Source organism: Moorena sp. SIO4A5, from assembly GCF_010672005.1.
In the GTDB taxonomy this organism is placed as follows: Bacteria; Cyanobacteriota; Cyanobacteriia; order Cyanobacteriales; family Coleofasciculaceae; genus Moorena.
Map to the genome: position 1 here is coordinate 1 of NZ_JAAHHZ010000398.1, position 4,387 is coordinate 4,387.

The following is a 4,387-nucleotide window of genomic DNA, read 5'->3' on the forward strand; positions in this document are numbered from 1 at the left end:
TTTCATGAAAAGACTGAAAAGAAAAGACAACCTAGGCTCGTAATATTGATAGTAGATTATAGCTAGGTTTATAGATAGCCTAACCAAAACCAACCAAACGTTTGAGTTGATCACTATCGAAGGTAACCCAATGGATTGCTTCGACTTCTACAACCCTGTTAAAGTTCTATTTGGTAAAGGGAAGATTGCAGCTATTGCTAATGAGATTCCCACCGATGCCAGAGTTTTAATGACCTACGGTGGCGGCAGCATTAAAAAGAACGGGGTATATGAACAAGTCAAAGCTGCTCTTGCCAAACATACAGTTCTAGAATTCGGTGGTATCACCCCTAACCCTGAGCTGGAAATACTGTTAGATGCTGTCAAGTTAGCTCGCACTGAAGAGATAACTTACCTGTTAGCTATCGGTGGCGGTTCTGTAATTGATGCTACCAAATTTATCGCAGTGGCGGTTCCCTTTGTTGGGGACTTGTGGGACATCTTAGTTGCCAATGCTCCATTAACAGCAGCACTGCCTTTGGGGACAGTACTAACCTTGCCAGCGACTGGTTCAGAAATGAACTCTTATTTTGTCGTAACTAGACGTTCCAGTCAAGAAAAACTCCAGAGCAGAAGCGAGTTAGTATTTCCCCGCTTTTCCGTACTAGACCCCACAGTAACTTTTTCCCTGCCACGACACCAAATCAGTAACGGGATAGTTGACTCCTTCACTCATACACTGGAACAATACCTCACTTACCCAGTCAATGCTGCCCTTCAAGACCGCATGGCTGAATCAATTCTCCTAACTCTAATTGAAGAAGGACCAAAAACCCTAGCCGCTCCTACTGATTACGATGCGCGAGCTAACCTAATGTGGTGCGCCACTATAGCTGACAATGAATTAATTGGGGCTGGTGTTCCTCAAGATTGGTCTACTCACATGATCGCTCATGAGCTAACAGCTTTATATGGGCTTGACCATGCTGTAACCCTGGCAATTATAATGCCCAGCTTACTTACATACAAACGGGACACCAAGGGTGCCAAATTATTACAGTTTGCTCGAAGAGTTTGGGGAATTACTCAGGGCAATGACGAGCAACGCATTAGCCAAGCTATCTCGGCAACCAGGAATTTTTTTGAGTCCCTTGGCCTATCAACTCGTCTGCGAGATTATGGGCTAGATTCTAGCTGTATATCAGAAGTTATTGAGAGTCTCGACAAGCACGATCTTGTTCCTTTAGGGGAACGTCAAGATATTACTCTTGAAGATGTCCGACAAATTCTGAGCTTAAGTATTTAGCAAGGAACACAGATGAAAGAAATCCAACACAGCAAGGTTAACTCGTCTGCGGGCAACTATACTGTCAATGGAGATAGTAATAGGAGTAATTCAGTCAGTGCTAAAGATGAAGAGTTAGTTTTTTTACCTGCCTATCAGTTAGCCCAACTTATCCGCGATCGCCAGGTTTCTTGTCAAGACCTTATCAAAGCTCATTTAGCTCAGATTGCCCGACATAACCAAACACTAAACGCGATCGTCACTTTAGATGAAGAAGGTGCCCAAAAACAGGCAAAAGCAGCTGATGAAGCACTGGCAAAGGGAAATAGTTGGGGTGCATTACATGGGGTTCCGATAACAATTAAAGATTGCTTGGAAACCAAGGGAATACGAACCACAAGTAGTTACCAACCTTTAGCAGATTATATTCCTGAGCAAGATGCAACTGCTGTGGCGCGATTGCGTGCTGCTGGAGCTATTGTTTTGGGTAAAACCAATACCCCCAAGTTAGCTGAAGATTTTCAAACCAATAGTCCCTTGTTTGGTCGCACCAATAATCCCTGGAACCTAGAATACACTCCCGGCGGCAGTACGGGAGGTGGAGCAGCAGCTTTAGCCGCTGGATTATCACCTCTGGAATTGGGGAGTGATTGTGGCGGTTCCATCAGGATTCCCTCCCATTTTTGCGGGTTGTTTGGCTTGAAACCAACAGAGCAGCGAGTGTCTTTTTTTGGGCATATCCCAGAATTACCAAGACAGCCAAAAAGTATTAGACATCTACAAACAGTAGGACCACTAGCTCGCTCTTTAGAAGACTTACGGCTGTGCTTGTCACTGATTGAAGATAAAGATGTTACCCACTCAGAAGTATTAGAAAAACTGCCAAATAAGCTCGAGTCTTATCGCTTTGCCTGGACAGACAGTTTTGGAGATATTCCTCCGGATGCCGAAACTAGAGCTGCCATGGATAAATTAGCCTCTTGTTTAACGGAAATCGGTTGTTATCTAGAGCAACAAAGCCCACCAAACTTTGACTTTATTGCAGTATGGGAAGCTTACATCAGTATTTTCCAATGGGAATTTGATGCCCTGCAACTAGATAAATCTGTGATTCAACAACAAAGGTATGTCCAAGCTCTTGCCCAGCGCAATACCTTCATCAACCAGATAGAAAGATTCTTGAATAATTGGGATGGGTTACTCGTTCCAGTTGCACCTACACCCGCTTTTCCCCATTGCCCGATGGGTAAACCAATTGAGGTAGATGGTCAACAATTTTCCTATATGATGTCTATTGGTGCTTATACTACGCCGTTCAACCTGACTGGCAACCCGGCTGTGGTCATGCCTTTTACCCGCTCGAAAAAAGGTTTACCGATGGGAATTCAAATTGTAGGAAGACGAGGAAGCGACATGAAACTACTAGGGATCGCCGAGAAATTAACTCAGGTTACTGGACTGTTTCAACGTCCCCCTGGATACTAACCTAGACTAGAACATCTTTTAACAACACAATTGAAAAACAAAGGATAGAATAAATGACAACAACAACTGCAACCAAACTTATTGGCTTAATGGCTGGTGGTGGAACTGGTACTGAGTTGATTAATGCAGTACTGCCTTGCTTTAAAGCAGTAGAATAACTCTATGATATTAAGTTTAACTTCTTGCACTTTGATAACGAAAAGTGGAGAAAAGAAGCAGAAACAGAGGTGTGGCATCAGCCCTTTTATGAGGCAATGTGCGACTTCTACGAACAAGTTGAACAGCTTGGTGGATGTATTTTACGAGGAGCAGTACAAGCACCAGTACTTTACAAAGCCCGGGAACGAGTTAACCACAACTACAAAATCAATCCCATTAAAGGGATTCCTGAAATTGCTGACTTGACCAGATTTTCTCCCCAAGAGCTAGATGATTTAGAAATATTTTTAGTCAGGGAAAACACCTTTGGTCTGTTTCACTGCGACGGTGAATATAATGGAAATGGCAAGGCAGTAGTAGAAATTACCCATCACAGAGAGGATGTTGAGCGATTAGCTGACTATTCCTTTAAATTGGCTAAAGGAGGATCCCTAACCTTAGCAATGCCGACTCGGAAGCTGGGGGCAATTGGGGAGTTATGGGAAAAGGTTTTTGAGGAAAAAGCTGCTGCTCATCCCAATATTAATTACTGGCGCATAGAGCCTTGTATTGAAGATATTGCTCATTATGTTAGAACGCGCAAAAACTTTGACACAGCTAGTGATCCCTATGATCTGCCCATGAAACAATACAACGTGATTGTTGGTCCTGAGTTATTTATGGACTATATGATGGACGACGTTGCTTGGGCAATTCATGGTGAGCCTTCTATAGCTTGTTCCGGTAACTTTTCTCCTGATGGTTTCTCTTCTTTCCAAACCAATCATGGCACAGTTACCCCGATTGCCGATAAGGATATTGTTAATCCCATCGCCATGGTTCACGCTGTTGCTATGTGTCTAGAGTATTATTACCAATTGCCAGAGGCAGCCAAGTCCCTGGAATTAGCAGTAAGAAAGACTCTAGCTGCTGGTTACAGGACACCAGATTTACATCGAGGAAATACTCGCTACCAAAAGGTAGGGACTAAAGCAATGGTAGAGAAAATTATTGATGAGTTAAAGACACTATAAATCCAACAGGAAGCTGTTGTTGCCATTTCCTAGTTAAGAAGAGTAATAAACCCAAAGATTCTATTTGTATTCCACCAATCTACTACTCATCCTGGTCCAGTTGGATATCTGCTGCACCAGCGTGGTTATCAGCTTGATATCCGGATTCCAAGTGAGGGAAATTCACTCCCTACCACAATGGATGACCATGAGGCTACCATTGTGCTTGGTGGCGATATCAGCGCGACAGTGAAACTTTCCCATTTTTCGTACTGAATTGGATTGGATTTCCACAGTTCTAAGCTCAGGTAAACCCTTTTTTGGTATTTGTTTTAGTGCTCAACTTTTAGCGAAGGTTTTAGGCGTAACAGTGGCTGCATCCTCAGGGTAAAGCAGAAATGGGCTATCACCGGAGCCAACATACGCTGGGAGTCAATATATTGACTCCCAGTTGCATTTTTATCATTGGAATTTGGAGGGATTTGAG

The 4,387-nt window shown here is 43.2% G+C and carries 4 protein-coding genes; all 4 read left to right on the forward strand.

Annotated elements, in window-relative coordinates; all coding sequences use genetic code 11:
• Positions 1 to 106 precede the first annotated feature (106 nt).
• The 4 genes from F6K57_RS37785 (at position 107) to F6K57_RS42305 (ending at position 4,291) form a co-directional block, all read left to right on the forward strand.
• Complete coding sequence (locus F6K57_RS37785) at positions 107 to 1,285, forward strand: iron-containing alcohol dehydrogenase (RefSeq protein ID WP_293073550.1); 1,179 nt, start codon at positions 107 to 109, stop codon at positions 1,283 to 1,285.
• Positions 1,286 to 1,297: 12 nt separating this feature from the next.
• The gene (locus F6K57_RS37790) at positions 1,298 to 2,749 is read left to right on the forward strand and encodes an amidase (RefSeq protein ID WP_293073553.1); all 1,452 of its coding nucleotides are present in this window, start codon (positions 1,298 to 1,300) and stop codon (positions 2,747 to 2,749) included.
• A 182-nt stretch (positions 2,750 to 2,931) separates the two neighbouring features.
• The gene (locus F6K57_RS37795) at positions 2,932 to 3,921 is read left to right on the forward strand and encodes an isocitrate/isopropylmalate family dehydrogenase (RefSeq protein ID WP_293073555.1); all 990 of its coding nucleotides are present in this window, start codon (positions 2,932 to 2,934) and stop codon (positions 3,919 to 3,921) included.
• Positions 3,922 to 4,177: 256 nt separating this feature from the next.
• The gene (locus tag F6K57_RS42305) at positions 4,178 to 4,291 is read left to right on the forward strand and encodes a hypothetical protein (RefSeq protein ID WP_364305790.1); all 114 of its coding nucleotides are present in this window, start codon (positions 4,178 to 4,180) and stop codon (positions 4,289 to 4,291) included.
• Positions 4,292 to 4,387: the final 96 nt, after the last annotated feature.

What these genes read in the sequence shown, in the direction of transcription:
- F6K57_RS37790 (WP_293073553.1), top strand. Translation starts at nt 1,298, where the DNA reads ATGAAAGAAATCCAACACAGCAAGGTTAACTCGTCTGCGGGCAACTAT.